The 16,324-nt window shown below is 36.4% G+C and carries 15 protein-coding genes; 5 read left to right on the top strand and 10 right to left on the bottom strand.

Going from position 1 to position 16,324, the window contains the following annotated elements:
- The first annotated feature begins 26 nt into the window (after window positions 1–26).
- Window positions 27–683, top strand: coding sequence for a CoA transferase subunit B (locus SOLCA_RS09870; RefSeq protein WP_014680302.1), 657 nt, complete (start codon window positions 27–29; stop codon window positions 681–683).
- Between the two features lie 197 nt (window positions 684–880).
- On the opposite strand, the gene SOLCA_RS09865 is transcribed toward SOLCA_RS09870, so the two are convergent.
- The 3 genes from SOLCA_RS09865 to SOLCA_RS09855 are packed head-to-tail and all read right to left on the bottom strand — an operon-like array spanning window position 881 to window position 3,215.
- A complete protein-coding gene (locus tag SOLCA_RS09865) occupies window positions 881–1,513 on the bottom strand; it encodes a uridine kinase family protein (protein WP_014680301.1) in 633 nt (210 codons plus the stop codon).
- A gap of 9 nt (window positions 1,514–1,522) precedes the next feature.
- Complete coding sequence (locus SOLCA_RS09860) at window positions 1,523–2,419, bottom strand: LysM peptidoglycan-binding domain-containing protein (protein WP_014680300.1); 897 nt, start codon at window positions 2,417–2,419, stop codon at window positions 1,523–1,525.
- Between the two features lie 25 nt (window positions 2,420–2,444).
- Complete coding sequence (locus SOLCA_RS09855) at window positions 2,445–3,215, bottom strand: DUF4905 domain-containing protein (RefSeq protein WP_014680299.1); 771 nt, start codon at window positions 3,213–3,215, stop codon at window positions 2,445–2,447.
- A gap of 51 nt (window positions 3,216–3,266) precedes the next feature.
- On the opposite strand from SOLCA_RS09855, the gene SOLCA_RS09850 reads away from it, so the two are divergent.
- Both SOLCA_RS09850 and SOLCA_RS09845 read left to right on the top strand, forming a co-directional pair.
- Window positions 3,267–4,622, top strand: coding sequence for an NfeD family protein (locus tag SOLCA_RS09850; RefSeq protein WP_014680298.1), 1,356 nt, complete (start codon window positions 3,267–3,269; stop codon window positions 4,620–4,622).
- Between the two features lie 90 nt (window positions 4,623–4,712).
- Window positions 4,713–5,816 carry a fatty acid desaturase family protein gene (locus SOLCA_RS09845; protein WP_014680297.1) on the top strand — a complete coding sequence of 368 codons (1,104 nt, stop codon included), beginning with the start codon at window positions 4,713–4,715 and terminating at the stop codon, window positions 5,814–5,816.
- Window positions 5,817–5,949: 133 nt separating this feature from the next.
- Here the strand turns inward: SOLCA_RS09845 and SOLCA_RS09840 are convergent, their stop codons facing one another.
- The 6 genes from SOLCA_RS09840 to SOLCA_RS09815 form a co-directional block, all read right to left on the bottom strand.
- Window positions 5,950–6,369 (bottom strand): DUF3592 domain-containing protein, encoded by a 420-nt coding sequence (locus SOLCA_RS09840; RefSeq protein ID WP_014680296.1) that lies wholly within the window; start codon window positions 6,367–6,369, stop codon window positions 5,950–5,952.
- Window positions 6,370–6,596: 227 nt separating this feature from the next.
- Window positions 6,597–7,112 (bottom strand): SRPBCC family protein, encoded by a 516-nt coding sequence (locus tag SOLCA_RS09835; RefSeq protein ID WP_014680295.1) that lies wholly within the window; start codon window positions 7,110–7,112, stop codon window positions 6,597–6,599.
- 98 nt (window positions 7,113–7,210) lie between these two features.
- Window positions 7,211–9,121, bottom strand: a complete 1,911-nt coding sequence (locus SOLCA_RS09830) for a menaquinone biosynthesis decarboxylase (protein WP_014680294.1) — start codon at window positions 9,119–9,121, stop codon at window positions 7,211–7,213.
- Window positions 9,122–9,162: 41 nt separating this feature from the next.
- Entirely contained in the window at window positions 9,163–10,167 is a 1,005-nt protein-coding gene (locus tag SOLCA_RS09825) for an XAC2610-related protein (protein WP_014680293.1), read from the bottom strand.
- Window positions 10,168–10,243: 76 nt separating this feature from the next.
- Window positions 10,244–11,743: an OmpP1/FadL family transporter gene (locus tag SOLCA_RS09820; protein WP_014680292.1), complete on the bottom strand. Its 1,500-nt coding sequence runs from the start codon at window positions 11,741–11,743 to the stop codon at window positions 10,244–10,246.
- A 123-nt stretch (window positions 11,744–11,866) separates the two neighbouring features.
- Window positions 11,867–12,826 (bottom strand): hypothetical protein, encoded by a 960-nt coding sequence (locus SOLCA_RS09815; RefSeq protein WP_014680291.1) that lies wholly within the window; start codon window positions 12,824–12,826, stop codon window positions 11,867–11,869.
- A 145-nt stretch (window positions 12,827–12,971) separates the two neighbouring features.
- Between SOLCA_RS09815 and proS the strand changes: the two genes are divergently transcribed.
- Both proS and SOLCA_RS09805 read left to right on the top strand, forming a co-directional pair.
- Complete coding sequence (proS, locus tag SOLCA_RS09810; protein WP_014680290.1) at window positions 12,972–14,447, top strand: proline--tRNA ligase; 1,476 nt, start codon at window positions 12,972–12,974, stop codon at window positions 14,445–14,447.
- Window positions 14,448–14,586: 139 nt separating this feature from the next.
- Entirely contained in the window at window positions 14,587–15,288 is a 702-nt protein-coding gene (locus tag SOLCA_RS09805; protein WP_014680289.1) for a hypothetical protein, read from the top strand.
- A gap of 56 nt (window positions 15,289–15,344) precedes the next feature.
- On the opposite strand, the gene moaA is transcribed toward SOLCA_RS09805, so the two are convergent.
- The gene (gene moaA, locus SOLCA_RS09800) at window positions 15,345–16,322 is read right to left on the bottom strand and encodes a GTP 3',8-cyclase MoaA (RefSeq protein WP_014680288.1); all 978 of its coding nucleotides are present in this window, start codon (window positions 16,320–16,322) and stop codon (window positions 15,345–15,347) included.
- Window positions 16,323–16,324 lie beyond the last annotated feature (2 nt).

Here is a 16,324-nt window from a genome sequence, read left to right as displayed (position 1 = left end):
AATCGGTGTAATCAAAAAAAAGAAAAATGTTAGATAAAAACGGCATAGCTAAACGAATAGCAAGAGAACTAAAGGATGGTTATTATGTAAACCTCGGAATTGGTATTCCTACTTTAGTGGCCAATTATATACCTGAAGGAATTTCTGTTACCCTGCAATCTGAAAACGGATTATTAGGTATGGGCCCTTTTCCTTATGAAGGAGAAGAGGATCCTGATTTAATCAATGCGGGCAAGCAAACTATCACCACATTACCGGGCACATCAATTTTTGATTCGGCGCTAAGTTTTGGAATGATTCGCGCTGGGAAAGTAAACCTGACTATTTTAGGGGCAATGGAGGTATCTGAAAATGGAGATATTGCTAACTGGAAAATTCCAGGTAAGATGGTAAAGGGAATGGGAGGGGCGATGGACTTGGTAGCTTCTGCGAAGAACATCATAGTAGCTATGCAGCATGTTAATAAAGCCGGAGAATCTAAGTTATTACCTGCTTGTACTTTACCTTTAACCGGCACGCGTTGTGTAAAAAAGATAGTTACAGAGCTGGGCGTTTTTGACGTACTTCCTGAAGGAGGTTTTAAATTATTAGAGCGTGCTCCCGGTATTTCTGTTGAATATATTAAAAACTCAACAGCAGGTAAATTAATTGTTGAGGGTGAAGTTCCCGAAATGGTTTTATAATAAGAAAGACTGGTGTTCGGGCTATTCAGTTAGCCCTTATTATAATGAAGCTGATCCAATGCGGGTCAGCTTTTTTTATATTTTAGACTATAACAACTAAGGTTATTCTCCTTTTTGGGATTGATCCATCCTGTAATAAACTAACAAAAGCGGCTCTATATTAATAAAGCCGCTCTTGTTTTGTATCTTTTAGAAGATTACATATTCTTTTTGATCAATCGTTCTTCTACAGCATGTTTAAAACCAATAAAATCAATATCCTGTACTTCATTGTTATCAACAACAATGTCGGCGTTTAATTTATGTGGCAATAAGAACTCGTTATAGGCAGGAACTACGTGATGTTCCCATTTATACATGATATCCTCGTGAGAATAACCTCGTTCTTCCTGATCGCGTTTAAGGCGACGTCTAAGTGCCAGTTCTTCGTGTGCATCAATAAATATCCTCATATCAAGGAGCTTATTAATCGCTTCAAAGTGGAAAATAAATAAACCTTCAACAACTAAAATTGGAGCAGGTTTACATTCCAGCATTTTGGGAATCGCATTTGGGTTGTTGAACGTATACTCCTTTTTGAAAACCGATTCTCCTTTTATAAGCGTTTCGACATCCAGATGAAACTTATCGTTGTCAATTGTTCGTGGAAGATCAAAGTTGTAAAGTTTATTCTCCTCAGGACTTAAGTCTCCAACAGGAATATAGTAATCATCCTGCGAAACAATACAAATTTGTTCAGGTTGAAAATGGTTAAGCAGCGAGCGCAAAAAATAGGTTTTACCAGATCCGCTCCCCCCGGCAACTCCAATTACAAAAGGTCTGTTACTCATCCTTAATGATTACATTGCGTACGCCAGATCGATTCTGAATTTCTGATCACGTACACCTAATAAGTTCGCCGCCGATTTTGATATTACAATCAAAACATTCTTGGTATCTGCACTTTCCGGGAAATTACCAACCACCTTCACATATACACTTTTGTTAGTCATAGGATTGGTTATTTTAACGATTGTTCCAATTGGAGCTGTACGGTGCAATGCAACGCTTTTAGCTTGGTTTAAATCATTATCACTGATCCAGGTGGCCATACCGCTTTCATGAATTTCACGACCTACTTTTGCCGGTACAGATGTATCTACAACTGCTGCATTTTCATCCGTTTCCACTTCCTGCTTCTGTTCAGTTTTTACGGGTGTTGTTGTTGGTTTAACCTTTACTTCTTCTTGTTTCGGTTCTACTTTTACAACAGTCTCAGTTGGTTTAGCAGGCGGAGTAACTACAACGGTAGCTGCTGATTTTCCTCCCGAGTTGATCTTTAATTTTTGACCAATTTTAACGCTATTATCTGTTAAACCGTTTAAATTAATGATATCTTCAACAGAAACTCCATATTTTCTTGAAATGGCAAATAATGTTTCTCCTGTCGCAACTGTATGTTCAATGGTTTTTCCTGAAGCCACAGCTGTAGCTCCTTTTTTTAATGTCAACCCTTTTTTGTTGATCTTTAATGTATCACCGATTCTGATTGGAGCATTATCATTAAATTCCATCAATTCAGAAGGACTTACATGATATTTACGACTGATGGAATAGTAGTTCTCCTTTGATTCAACAAGGTGAAGAATTACCGCTTTACCTTTGTATTCACTAATTCCCAATGAATCAATAGTTGTTGCTTTGGCAATCGACAAAACGCCAAAAACCGACATAAATAATAATCCTAATCTCTTCATAAACGTTAATTGTAAGCAGCCGCAATTATAAGAAATAACCGACAATTTTTGACCTGTTTTTTATGTACAATAAGCACTTTTTGTAGACAAAAAACGTATCAGAACCTTGATTTTGTATGTCTGAAAGCATTTTGTCTTCCAAAACAAGTTCATTCATATTGTTGAAAACTCTTATGTAATTTGTAACTACTTGATTATCTTTTATATAGAATGAAATAATAGTTGTGTTATCTGTTTGTGCTAATTCAACAATCCCCTCGGGCGTATGTGGACTCAAATAAGATTCATAAACTTTTGCGTCAACAAGTTCAGGAAATGTGAAGAAGGAGTTTTGTAATGAAGCTTTTTCATCGTCAGGAATAGGTTGAACAACCTGACCCGTAGTTTTATCGAGATAAACAAAACGTTTAGGTTCTATTCGGGTGTTGTAAGCTATAAAAGCATTCCATTTTTCTCCGGAATAGGCATGCGTATAATTTTCCCATAACATTTTGCCTGAACAAGCATCAAACGCAATCATTCCTTTATGTTCAGGAGAAGATTCATTTATATAATAATGCAACAATAAAACTCCATCAGAAATAATTTCCATCCCACAGAACCAAGATTCTTCAAGTTGTAAATTATTAATAGTAACTTGTTGATTATTAATATTGATACAGGTGAATGAAGTCGTTTTTAATTCGGCATTTCTGATCTCTAAAGCAAGCATATCCTTCTTTTCGTCGACCATGATCTTCCACACAAATCCATTAAATTCTTTAGAAAAATGAGTATTTACCTTATCTTTAATCACAACTTTTAACTGTAATAATTAACACAAAGTTAAAAGAACCTATCAAAATCTATGATTCAACGTATTTACTTTCTTTTTTTAGCTATTATTTCGATCTGTTTTTCAGTTAATGCGCAGGATACTACGCAATTATCGAATTCAAAAATAAAAGTTTATCAATTTCGAATAAGTGAAGAAATAGCTCCGGCTGCATGGCGAAAAACAAAACAGGCCTTCAAGGAGGCAAATGAATATAAAGCCGATGTGATTCTAATTGACATGAATACTTATGGTGGGATGCTTGATATGGCTGATTCTATTCGTACGATCATTCTGGAGTCACCGATTAAAACGGTAGTTTTTATAAATAATAATGCTGCTTCGGCAGGGGCATTGATCGCCATTGCGTGTGATAAAATATACATGAGAAATGCTGCCAGTATTGGCGCTGCAAGTGTTGTAAACCAAACAGGACAAGTAATGCCTGAGAAGTATCAGTCGTATATGCGTTCGCTTATGCGTGCAACAGCAGAAGCAAATAACCGTGATCCGCGGATTGCTGAAGCGTTTGTGGATTCAAATATAATTGTTCCAGGTGTTAAAGCGCGTGGAACCGTTTTAACATTTACGACCTCAGAGGCTATAAAAAACAAGTATTGTGATGGACGTGCAGAGAGTATTGCCGAAATATTGAAGCAGGAGAATATTAATAACTACGAATCGAAAACGCAGGAGTTAACATGGGTTGACTATGCATTGGATTTTCTTACAAAACCCGCTATTAGTGGTATTCTTATTCTGTTAATTATTGGTGGAATTTATTTTGAGCTACAAGCACCAGGAATTGGTTTTGCTTTAATTGTGGCCGTAATTGCTGCCGCTTTATTTTTTGCACCACTTTATTTGCAAGGATTAGCGGCAAACTGGGAAATACTTTTATTTGTTATTGGTATATTACTGTTACTTGCCGAGATCTTTATTATTCCCGGCTTTGGAGTGGCCGGCATACTAGGTATAATATGCATAATTTGTGGATTGGCTTTTAGCCTGGTGGCCAATAATTTATTTGATTTTAGTTTTACCGGAGGAAATTTAATGAGTGCTTTTGGAATTGTAATTGTTTCGATGTTCGCTTCAGTTATTTTAGCATTAGTGTTCGGTCGAAACTTATTTAACAGTCCTTTGTTTCAACGTGTTGTATTGAAAGATGAACAACGTGCGTCGGAAGGTTATATAAGCTCTGCAACAAAACTTGATCTCACCGGAAAAACTGGATTTGCCCTTACAGACCTTCGCCCTTCAGGAAAAATATTGATCGACAATGTACGATACGATGCACTTTCCGAAGGAGAGTTTATTATAAAAGGCACAGAAGTTGTCGTAATAAAACATGAAACCATCTCAATCTTTGTGAGAAAACTTGTGTGATGTGAGGCGTTGAAGTTGGAATAAGATTTCTGAAAGATTGCGTTAATAATAAATGCTGCTTTTTGAATTTAAATTACAATCTCAATATTCATGCATACCCAATCTGTCAAATTTAAAAAGGAAGGAAACGAAGATTTTTACCCAACTGTTAAAAAGCGAGTCAACCAGTATTTTGAGGATAATAAGCTGTCTCGACATGCCCAAGGTTCGTATTTTGTAAAAATCATTCTGCTGGTAGTTTTATACTTTGGCTTGTATTTTAACTTATTGGTTAATGTAAAAAGCACTTGGGCTATTTATCTGTCGTACGGAGTAATAGGAGTACTAGTGGTATTAATTTTTCTGAATGTGGTGCATGATGCTGCGCATGAAGCCATATTTAAAAATAAAAAAGCCAATAGAGTGCTGGTGCATTTCCTTGAATTATTTGGCACAAATAATTACATCTGGAGAATGAGGCATCTTGAATCTCATCATATATATCCAAATATGTTTGGCTATGATGTTGATATAAAGCAGTCGCCGATTGTTCGTATAGCCGATAACAGCCCTTATCTTAAATATCATAAATTCCAGCATTTCTACATGCCTTTGCTGTATTTCTCCTATACATTGAATTGGACGCTGGTAAGAGATTTTAAAGATATTTTCGATAATGAAATGGGGCCCAAGAAAGGAGTGAAACATCCCGTATTTCAGGTGATCATTTTAATAGGAGCTAAGTTGTTTTACTTTTTCTATATGCTGGTTTTGCCGGCAATGATTCTACCTGTCGGTTTTTGGACTATATTCGGGGCCTTTATTGTGATGCATCTTATTTCAAGTTTAGTTGCCTTGTTGGCACTGATATCTTCTCATGTGGGTGAAAATGCAGTTTTTCCGCAGCCAGATGATGAGGGCAAATTGTCCCACACCTGGGCTGAACATCAACTGATCGTTACCTCTGATTTTGCACCCAATAGTAAGATCGTTACTTCATTAATGGGCGGTTTTAATTTGCATGTGGTTCACCATTTATTTCCAACTGTTTCTCACTCTCATTACCCTACTCTTACCAAAATAGTAAGGCAAACCGCAGCTGACTTTGGAATTACTTATCAAAGCATGAGTTTAGGAGAAGCAATGATCTCGCATTGGAAATTATTGCGAAAGAATAGCTTTGAGGATATGCGTGCTATATTGAATGAGGCATGATTTTTAGATGTGAGATGTGGGATTTGAGACGCTGGGTGTAATTTAGATGTGAGAAATGGGATATGAGATTTGAGACACTGGGTAATTGAAAATAAGTCAATTGTCAGATGTTAGTTAATAACTAATTGGAGAATTAAGAATAGAGGTATAGGTAAATTCCATAACTCATTAAAATAACTCCTATAGTAGCTAATCCTATCTTTGACAATTTGTTTGATTGCTTTGAGAGTATAATAAATTCCTGAGGGTTTTCCTGATTGTATTTTATTGAAATCTTTTCTCCAATAAAGTATTGTCCGCTGTAAGATAATTGCAGGTCAGGGTTGTATTTAGCTGTTATCCATTCATTATCGATTGTTAGAAATCTAACAGTAATATCCTGGTAATATGTTTTATGAGTATTAAACGAATTGATTTCTTCAACTGTGAAAATAATACCCTCTACTGAAATACCAGTTTTTATTAATTCATCACTTTTAAATTGATAAAATAGGGTGTAAAGCAATAATGTTGTTCCTATAAAAAACGAAACATAAGGATAGAGTTCAGTCATCGGTAACAAGTAACTACAAGGGTTATCGGCAATGTCCTTTAAGGATTGACCCTCAAAAAACTAACATAATCTTGTCATCCTGACGAAGGAAGGATCTGTTAGTTATGGGTGCCTAAAAGAAACAGATGCTTCGTACCTCAGCATGACAAATACGAAAAGAATTTATCTGAGGTATGGGATATAAGAAAGGTCTCAAATCTCATATCCCTCAACTCAAATCTCAAAAATTATTCACAAATCTTTTTAACGTTCTCGAATGATTTTTCCATGTTACCACCGATCATTGAGTTCATCATTAATCCCATATATTTATAAATCGGATTATTGCCCATTGATCCTTTATCGGTCCAGGTTACTTTGGTTCCATTTCCAGCTTGTTCAAACTGAAAATTTCCAAGCATAGGCTCGTCGAAACCTTCAAATCTCAAAGTCATTTTAATTTCTTGGTTTGGAATACTTTCTGTTATTTCCATAGCACCATTGCCTTTTTTGCTTGTCCACGATTGTTTAGCTCCGGCTCCAAAACTAGGATTTGACGTATTATACTTAATATCAGTATACATATCATCAAAAGTATTCCATTGAGCCCAGCTGTTAAAATCATTAAACTCTGCAAATACCTTTTCGACAGGAGCGTTGATCACTGTTGAACGTGATACTTCGTACTTAGAAGGTAAAAAGAATGAAACTATAAGCAACAATATCACAAGCGATACTAAGCTCACTAAAATTTTTTTGATCATAATAGGTTAGTTATAAAGTAAAAAAGTTTTAAGAATTAAATTACTATAATTTCATTTAATTCTTAAAACTTTAACGAAAAATTAGCGGCTAAGGTTACTTATTCTTCAGCAACTGCACCGCCTTTATAAAGCTGTTTTTGGTACTTTAATGATGGAGAAGTAATAAACTTGCCTAATCCTAATTTATCCCACAGTTTATCAATATGTTCAATGGTTTCAGTGGTTGAGGCCAGGATATTTGGCCAGTCTCTCTCAAAACCATCAAATTCTTTTGTTTTACGTGTTCCATCCAATCCAACGTGAGAAGTTTCATGGTTATTTTCAGCTTTAATGATAAAGCCATCGCGACGAGGATCTACATTGTTTGAAAAACGCCAAACTGCATCTGCGATATCTGAAATGTCGATTGTATGCTCCAGGTACAGCACAACCTTCACATTTTTAAATGGAGCAGTATTGAATAATTGTTTGTTCAATTCTTCGATATGACCTTTACGGTTTTTCTCAACAGAAACAATGACCAGCGAAATGCCAATTTTTAATAAAGCATCATTGATGTCAATGATTTCAGAGAAGTTCGCTTTCACTTCCTCTTTATTAATTGAATCAGGAGTTGCTTTTGATGCAAATTCTCCGTTTCCTCTTAATTCTTCCGGAAGTTTTTGAGTTGCGTCGATTCCCATTTTGCCACCGAAAGCCATTTTCGAGCAGGAGTGATCCAGCACATCCATCGGGCCTTGAGTGAAAAGAATATCCGACTCAGGATCAACATTAGCAGAAATGTACTTCGCTACAGCAGCATTATCATGAATATTTACGTCACCATCAACAACAATGATCATTTTGGTAAACATCATTTGTCCGGCTCCCCACATCGAATTCATTACTTTTAAGGCCTGACCCGGGTAACTTTTTTTGATCTTAACGATCACCAGGTTATGGAACACCCCTTCCATTGGCAACACCATGTCTACTATTTCAGGAACCATGGTCATTTTAATAGGAGCAAGGAAAATGCGTTCTGTGGCTTTACCGATCCATGCATCTTCTTGCGGAGGAATACCTACAATGGTAGCAGGATAAACAGCATTTTTACGATGGGTAATGCAAGTAATATGGAAACGAGGATACCAGTCGGCTAAAGAGTAATAACCAGTATGATCTCCAAACGGACCTTCCCAAATGAAGTCTTCCTCTGGGTCAACATATCCTTCAATAATAATATCAGCATCTGCCGGAACCTGAACATCTTGTGTTAAACATTGTACAAGTTCTACCTTTTTCTTGCGTAAGAAACCTGCCAACATGTACTCATCAATTCCATCTGGAAGTGGAGCCGTAGCAGCGTATGTATAAACAGGGTCTCCACCTAGTGCTACTGCTACAGGCATTTTCTGACCTAGTTTTTTATATTCATTAAAATGACGGGCTGATACCTTGTGTTTATGCCAATGCAAAGCGGTTAATTGCGGACCGAAAATTTGCATACGGTACATACCCACATTCCTTATACCGGTAATTGGATCTTTTGTATGAATAACGGGTAAAGTGATAAACGGACCGCCATCTTCCGGCCAGCATTTTAATACAGGGAATTTAGTGATATCAGGATTAGTCATTACTACCTCCTGGCATTCTCCTCTGCCGGATACAACCTTAGGCATCCACGAAGCAATCTGACCAAGTTTAGGTAGCATCTTTAGCTTATCCAACAAACCTTCTTTTGGCCCTGTCAGAGTTTTAAATAATGCTTCAATATCATGTGTAATTTCGTCCATGTGATTTATGCCTAAAGCCATACACATGCGCTCATAATTACCCATTGAATTGATTAGCAAAGGAAAATCAGTTCCAGTGTTTTCAAATAGTAGGGCAGGGCCGTAAACTTTTGATACACGGTCGGTTATTTCCGTAACTTCCAACTCCGGATTTACATATTCTTTAATCCTGACTAGTTGATTGTTTTTCTCTAGGGTTTCTATGAAGTGCTGAAGATTTTTGTATGCCATTTCCTTTTAATATCTAATATCAGATTGAAGGTATAAGTACATTATTCTTTATAATAATCGCTGGTTTTGTATGTCTTAACCTTTTTGTTCCATTTACCGTTTACAAGCGTTTCTGTGATCACACTCATGTACTCACCGGCACCTGTTGCGTCTTCTGTTACTTTGTAAACCTCAATAGGTTTATTATTACGCCAAACATACGAACTTGTTTGATGCCAACAGCAACCCGATTTTGTAAAAGTCGTTAATCGCTTGTTTTTGTGGTCTGTAGAAAACATACCAAGGTTTTCGGTTGCCATTGTAGTAAGCTGATCGTTAAGCACAAACTCTTTTGAAGCAGGAGCGAATAAATAAACATCATATGATGGCCCTCCATAACCACTGTTGTTGCCGTTTCTTACAGCGAGCTCTGTATTTCCATCAAAATTGAAATCATCAAAAATAAATGGACTCTGTTCACCATATAATTCAATAATGTTGGTAGTTGGTTTTTTGTTTTTATCCATGTAGAAGAATAAATCTTCAGAATAAAGAACCTGGATTAGTTTGTGGGTTGTTTTATCTATTAGCTTAATAGAGGCATTCCCTCTGCATTCGTCACCTTCGCAAGTTTCTACACTAAACTTAATGGTATATTTTGGCGATCCATCATTTACAACAAAATTATAGGCGAATACCTTTTCATCACCTTTTGTTATATTAAGCAGGAAAGGAAAGCTCTTAGTTCCGTCCGCATTTTTCCAGGTGCCTTGAATGGAAGTTGATGTAACAGTTCCTTCAAAAGTAGCCAATGTTTTTTGGCTGTCATTACTGTTGAATTCTCTTAAAATCAGCTTATTACCAGATAGATAACCGTTAAGGGGTATAGGCTGTTGCTTTGAAACATAATAATAGGATCCTGTTACCCTATCTTTTTTGGTCGTAAGGTCCATTATAACAGCATATTTATTATTGATGGTTCCTTTATAAGATTGAGAAACAGTAGTTTCCTGTGAAAAGCAAGTGAAGGTTTTCGTTAGAAGAAGTATAGTAAAGAGAATACGCATATCAGGTTCAAAAATAACAAAGGTTACGGTGATTTACCGTAACCTTTGTGTTAAAAAAGCTATATTTTCTGATTCCTTAAAAACGTGTACCAACTGTTAATACAACAGAGTTTGTTCTTTGTTTAATGTTGATAACTGGTTCAGAGAAATCATCTAGTAAATACGGACGATAAGTTGTATTAAACGAGGAATTTACATAAGCAGCATCCACATAAAAGTTATTAATACGATAACCAATACCGCTTGTATAATAGTTACGTTTTCCATCATTTACTGAATTTTCGGAGAATGGATTACCATATTGCGCAAATCCGGCACGAACACTTAATTGATCAAATTTAACTTCTCCACCCAAATGAACATTGATGGCTGATCTATAGTTTTGTCTAACTTCTGTTTTAAAATTATTGTCTAGATCGATATCATTTGAACTTAATTTCATGCTCGAATAATCAATAAAGTCAACATCAGCTGAAATAAAGGCCGACTTTCCAATAAAATAAGAAGCACCGATATTAAATTTAAATGGGGTCGTTAAGGTATATTCAAAATAGCTTGGATCTAATTGCGAAGGTCGACGGACTGTGCCATCCTTTGCTGTTGAGTTAAGATCATATACGTAATCTTCTTGCATATTCCATGAAGTAGGGAAATAGATTGTTCCTCCAAGTCGCAATTCATCAACCGGACGATAGATAGCACCCAATTTTCCAGAAAAACCAGTTCCTTTTACAGAAAGATTTTGTTTTTCATCCATTGAAACCACACTAGTATTTGGATTCTGGAAAATACTCTGAATACCACTTTCACGGAAAAAACCTTCCATGTTATATTTTTGGTTGGTAAAAGTTAATGAACCTCCTAAATAAAGCTTATTTCCGTAATTCGTTGCCAAACTTACATTGGTTTCCGATTGGCTACCATCATATTTATTATTGATCCATTGATCTACATTTCCCGTACTAATAGGCGTATATAATACTTTGCCTGTTACTGGGTCATTAGCTTCTTCGTCTATTAAGTAATTATCATAAGCGTACCCTAAACGACTTGGAAGTAAATCATTTGTAGTTCCAATAGCAGAAGCTTCTTGCGCATAGGATTGTGTAATAGAGTTATTGGCGTTTCTTCCATTAAAATTAAAATTAGCATAGAAATCATTCGTTCGGTTATAGCCTACACCAAATACAACACCTACCCATTCATTACTAATTTCATTAACTTTTGACCTATTGATGTAAATAGGAAATGCAGCACTGAAATTGCTTAGTTTAAAGTTGTTTGCACTTTCTTTTTGTGAAGGTGAATTTAAATAGCTGCCTTCTGCAGAATTGTTATTATACTGTAAACTAAAGGAGATGTCTGATTTACGAAACATTCCGACACCGGCTGGATTACCACTTAAAGAACCTAAATCGCCCCCAAGTGAGCCTTGAGCACCGCCTATTGATAAATATCTTGCATTGCCATTTAACGCAGGTTGAGAAAACTTAAGTCCATCTGAAGCATATTGGGCTTTTAAAGAGAAGGGTGTTATTAAGAAAGGAACGAAATATATTAAATTCTTGATTTTCATTTGTAAGAGAGTTTTATCGCTTTTAATGAATTGTTGATTACTGAGATTTGGACAAAAAAATACTGCATATCTGATTACAAGAATGTAGAAAGAGTATGCAGTATTTAATATTGTATTGAATGATTAATTTCTTGAACGTGGTCTTGCACTTCCTCCATTATTTCCACCGCTACCTCTACTTTCGCCACCTGAGCGAGAAGGAGGAGGGGTATAAGAAGGACGAGATTCTGTGCCGCGCGAGCCTCCATCATAAGATGGTCGAGTTGTTGTAGGACGAGTAGTTTCTGTCGAACCAGATCCGTTTGAACGATCGCGAGGACGAGCAGTATTTCCACTATTATTTGTACCTCCGGTATTCTCAGGGCGCCATGCTGGACGAGTTGATCCTACTGATGAACCACTACCTCTTGGAATGTAAGCATCAGTACCCGGACGAGTAGTTCCTCTTGGGCGGTTTATATTAGTACCACCACTGGCATTGCGAGGTCCATAATTATTGTATGTACGGCTTGGAGCCACGTTATACACATAATAACCAGGATAATAACCTCCTCCGTACCAAGGAGTATTATAATAATATCCTAAGTAATTGTTATAGCAGTAAGGAGAATAACCGTATCCGTAACCATATGAAGGATATCCCCAACCGAAACCAAATGACATTGAGAAATAATTAGAAGGCATTCCCCAATAATAAGGGCGGTTCCAGTAATAAGAACTGCTATAGAAAGGATCATAATACCCCATTCCGTAATTAAATGAAGTGTACGGACGATAAGGATTATAATAATCATCAAAATAAGTGCTATAACCTCCTGGGTAATAAAACTTATTTATTCTGTTTGAGTAATAATATTCATCATCATTTGGATCATAGTAACGTGTCAGCGGACCGTCATTATTTTCTGTACGAGAAGAATTAGTATTGTTTGAAGCATATGTGATTGGTTCACTCACCTTAACATTCGTAAAATAAAGGTCATTATCTACAGATTCTTTGGGTGAGTTTTGAGCCATTTTCGAAGAAGAACACGCTCCCAGTAGCACTGAGGCGGCAATTGCGAGAAATAATTTACTTTTCATGGCCAATAAAATTAGATTCTAAAATTAATCATTCTATACTTAGATGACAAATTTCTATTTTTGGTTGCTCAAACAAGAATTTTTAACAGAGTATTTACAATACATAACGTATTGGTAACAATTAAAAGTATAAGTAACATTTTTTATGGCAAAAGACCTAACGAGCAGAGAAGCAGATTATTCTCAATGGTACAATGAATTGGTAATGAAGGCAGACTTAGCGGAGCATTCATCGGTTCGTGGCTGCATGGTCATTAAACCTTATGGATATTCTATATGGGAGAAGATGCAAGCCGTTTTAGACAAAAAGTTTAAAGACACCGGACATTCGAACGCTTATTTCCCCTTATTTATCCCCAAATCATTTTTATCAAAAGAGGCTGATCACGTTGAAGGGTTTGCCAAAGAATGTGCCGTGGTAACCCATTATCGTTTAAAAAATGATCCTGAAAATGGGGGAGTTGTAGTAGATCCGGATGCCAAACTGGAAGAAGAATTGATTGTTCGTCCAACTTCTGAAACTATTATATGGAACACGTATAAAGGTTGGATTCAGTCATATCGTGATCTTCCGATCTTGGTTAACCAGTGGGCAAACGTTGTTCGTTGGGAAATGCGTACCCGCTTATTTTTACGCACGGCTGAGTTTTTATGGCAAGAAGGTCATACCGCACATGCTACTGCGGAAGAAGCAATTGCAGAAACAGAACAAATGTTGGATGTATATGCCGATTTCGTTGAAAATTGGATGGCATTACCTGTTGTAAAAGGTCGTAAAACACCAAATGAACGTTTTGCAGGGGCCTTGGATACTTACTGTATCGAAGCATTAATGCAGGATGGTAAAGCATTACAAGCTGGTACATCACACTTCTTGGGACAAAATTTTGCTAAAGCATTTGATGTTAAGTTTACTGGTAAGGATGGTAAATTAGACTATGTTTGGGCTACCTCATGGGGGGTTTCAACCCGTTTAATGGGTGCGTTGGTAATGGCTCATTCTGATGACGACGGTTTGGTGCTTCCTCCAAAATTAGCGCCAATACAGGTAGTTGTGGTGCCAATCTATAAAAGCGATGAAGAAGCTGATAAAATTTCAGCTGTTGTAAACAGTCTTAAAAAAGAACTGGAAGCAAAAGGCATTTCGGTTAAATATGATAACCGTGATACACAACGTCCGGGCTTTAAGTTTGCGGAGTGGGAGTTAAAAGGAGTTCCGGTACGCATCGCAATTGGCGCACGTGATCTTGAAAATCAAACGGTGGAAGTTGCTCGTCGCGACACTAAGGAAAAAATGGTATTGCAGATGAATGATCTTGCTAATAAGATTGAAAACTTATTGGAAGAGATTCAGGATAATATTTATAAAAAAGCACAGGCTTTCCGTGGCGATAATATCACAAAAGTAGATACTTACGAAGAGTTTAAAAAAGTACTCGAAACTAAAGCTGGTTTTGTTTCCGCTCATTGGGATGGAACTGACGAAACCGAGCAACGTATTAAGGAAGAAACAAAAGCTACTATTCGTTGTATTCCTTTGGATAACCCTTTGGAAGATGGTAAATGTATCTTAACCGGTAATCCATCTACACAACGTGTATTGTTTGCAATAGCGTATTAATTTTTAGATGTGAGATATGGGATATGAGATTTGAGAAAGATACTTCTCTTGTCTCCTTATCGTTTAGAGTTTTGAAGATTAACTAAAGATTTTGAAAAGTTGTCTCCTATCTCACATCTCAAATCACATATCTAAATCAATGGAAAAGGACGAAAATTATCAACAGATATTAAATGGACTGAAAAATCATTCATCCATTAAGCAAGAGATATACAGAACAACTTGTTCCGTTTTTCAACAGTTTAAAGCTCAATTAAAGGATTTGGCGCATGCGATGGCTGATGACTTTAAAAATATTGACCCTAGTGTTGAGATTGAATATGTTGATGTAAGTAAGTTTGAATGTAGAATTCGTTTCGGTGGGGACGTGTTGGTGTTTACTATGCACACCAACATTTTTACCTTCCCGCTTGAGCATCCGATTTTCAAAAGTAATTATGTGAAAGAGGATAGGTCGAGATCTTATTGTGGCATTATTCACATTCACAATTTTTTATCAGATTCATTAAAATATAACCGGATAAATGATATTGGGTATTTACTTGGACGAGTGTTTGTAAATAAAGAACGTCATTTTTATACGGAAGGTAAAAGTCAGTTAGGATTCTTGTTTGACAATTTGGTGAAAGAGGAAATAACAGATGAGAATATTAGCCAGATCATTAAAATTGCCATCAACTATTGTTTCGAGTTTGAATTACAGGTTCCGCCATTTAATGAAGTGGATGAAATTACTTTAATTCAAAAGCAGCTTGAGTTTGCAAACTCTGGTTATCAAACAGGTAAATTGATTGGGTATAAATTTAAGGCTCAACAAGAATCGCAGGAAACGATCATGTAGTTTTGTGGTTCTTTACAGACAATATAGGAGTCCTTGCCATTAAGCAAGGACTTTTTTTATCCTCCAATTATTGACATACTTTCATGGAAGGAGGATGTTTTTTGTTTCTCTGCTTCGAACCCGTTTAAAGGTTTATTAAGTACAGCATTTTGAATGGTCTTAATCAAGTTTTCTTCACTGATTCCGGACCGAAGAAGATCGCGGACATTTAAAACAGGGTCGCCATATAAGCACAATTTAAGATCTCCAGTAGCAGTAATTCTTAAGCGATTACATGTTCCGCATAACGTTCTTGAGTAGGCCGGAATCACAGCAATATTGCCGGCAAAATTGTTGATCTTATAATGCAAGGCAATCGCGTTTGTCGGGTCCTGGAGCTTGCGAAGATGATATTTTTCCCGTATGTGAGAAACAATCGTTTGATAATTCCATTTAATGCCCGAATATGAATTCCCCTGACCATTAAAAGGCATTTCTTCAATAAATCGAACACTTATCGGCAAGTTTCTGGTTAGTTCAACAAAGTCGTAAATCTCGTTTGTGTTAAACTCATCCATTACCACCATGTTCAGTTTAACTAAAAAATTATTCTTCACTAATGAGTGAAAAGATGTTTGCACTGCCTCAAACTCGTCGCGCTTAGTTAACAAAAGAAATTTGTCTCTGTTTAATGTATCTAAGCTGAGATTAAGCTGTTTAATATGGGCATCTTTTAACTCGTTAATGTAGGAAGAGGTTAATACACCATTGGTGGTTATAGTTAGCTTTTCGATCGAATCAATTTTAGCAATCTCTTTCAAAAGGAAGGAAATATCCTTTCTAACAAAAGGCTCTCCACCGGTAATTCTAACCTTATTTACTCCTTCACGGGATAGTATATTAAGCAAATAACTTATTTCTTCATAAGTTAAAAGATTCTCTCTTTCCAAAAAATGCTGATTTTCGGGCATACAGTAACTACATCGCAAATTACAACGGTCTGTAACGGCAATTCTTACATAGTTTATTTTTCGTCCGAATTTATCGACTAACATTT

It is taken from the genome of Solitalea canadensis DSM 3403 (genome assembly GCF_000242635.2).
Classification (GTDB): domain Bacteria; phylum Bacteroidota; class Bacteroidia; order Sphingobacteriales; family Sphingobacteriaceae; genus Solitalea; species Solitalea canadensis.
This window is presented reverse-complemented; position numbering and strand designations above follow the sequence as displayed.